This is a genomic window from Pseudomonas sp. K5002, assembly GCF_013386655.1.
In the GTDB taxonomy this organism is placed as follows: domain Bacteria; phylum Pseudomonadota; class Gammaproteobacteria; order Pseudomonadales; family Pseudomonadaceae; genus Aquipseudomonas.
The window spans coordinates 1-1346 of the sequence record NZ_JACARK010000701.1 but is presented as its reverse complement, the minus strand read 5'-3'; the positions used below and the strand labels follow the sequence as shown (position 1 = coordinate 1346).

The following is a 1346-nucleotide window of genomic DNA, read 5'->3' as shown; positions in this document are numbered from 1 at the left end:
GCATCCAGCGCAGGGCGCAGGGTGCGGGCAACACGGTCGGTACGCGCCACCGGACGCGACGATTTACGCTGCATACGCTCAAGCTTGTCTTTGCTCTTGGCGTTCATCTGCGGCATGGCCACCGGCGTCAGGCCGACTTCGGCACTGAGGATGTCGACTTCGTACTGGCTCATTTCGCGCCAGCGGCCCATCGGCAGGTCGGAGTTGAGGAACACCGGGCCGAAACGCACGCGCTTCAGGCGGCTGACCACCAGGCCCTGGGATTCCCACAGGCGACGTACTTCACGGTTACGGCCTTCCATCACCACGCAGTGGTACCAATGGTTGAAGCCTTCGCCGCCCGGCGCCTGCTTGATGTCGGTGAACCTGGCCGGGCCGTCTTCCAGCACGACGCCGGCTTTCAAGCGCTCGATCATTTCGTCATCGACTTCACCACGCACACGTACCGCGTATTCACGGTCCATCTCGTAGGAAGGGTGCATCAGGCGGTTGGCCAACTCACCGTCGGTGGTGAACATCAGCAAGCCGGTGGTGTTGATGTCGAGACGACCGATGTTGATCCAGCGGCCTTCTTTGGGGCGCGGCATCTTGTCGAATACGGTTGGACGGCCTTCCGGGTCGTCACGGGTGCAGATTTCGCCATCAGGCTTGTTGTACATGATGACGCGGCGCACCGATTCGGCGGCCTCTTCACGCTTGATGACCTTGCCATCAATGGTGATGGCATCGTGCAGGTCGACGCGCTGGCCAAGGGTGGCTTCAACGCCGTTGACCTTGATGCGCTTCTGGGTGATCCAGGCTTCTACGTCGCGGCGCGAGCCTACGCCGATACGGGCGAGGACTTTCTGCAGTTTTTCGCCTGCGGGGCCGATTTCCTGGGTGTCGTTCTGGTCTTGGTCACTCATCTTAAGCACCTCCCGGTGTGTCGATTCAGGCTTGGCCTGAAGATAGTAAAAGCTGGGCTTTTGGCGAACGCATCGCCAAAGGGTCGCGAATCATACGCTCATGGCGCGCGTTGCGCATCAGAGACTAGTCGATAAGTGCAGGCTCATTTGCCTTTCCGCCGACCGGTGGCACCCAGCGCCAGCAGGCGCAGCTCGGCTTCGGCGAGTACCGTGCGCTTGTCGACCTTGTCGAGTTTCTTCCAGGCACGGATCTCGCGCTTGCTGCGCCCGCAGCCCACGCAGATGTCATCGGTGAATTTGCAAATGCTGATGCAGGGGTCTTTGGTGGAGCTCATTCGAATTCTCCTTGCTGGCGACAATCCAAATGTGGGAGCGGGCTTGCTCGCGAATGCAGTGTGTCAGTCGCCGGATGCTTGGCTGATCCACCGCATTCGCGAGCAA

2 protein-coding genes are annotated in these 1346 nt (G+C 60.5%); both read right to left on the bottom strand.

Features of this window, described 5'->3' with window-relative positions; genetic code table 11:
- Positions 1-905: 23S rRNA pseudouridine(2605) synthase RluB (gene rluB, locus HX846_RS26530; RefSeq protein ID WP_178966412.1), on the bottom strand; the 905-nt coding region annotated here is incomplete at its 3' end.
- Positions 906-1048: 143 nt separating this feature from the next.
- Positions 1049-1240, bottom strand: coding sequence for a DUF1289 domain-containing protein (locus HX846_RS26525; RefSeq protein ID WP_003220079.1), 192 nt, complete (start codon positions 1238-1240; stop codon positions 1049-1051).
- Positions 1241-1346: the final 106 nt, after the last annotated feature.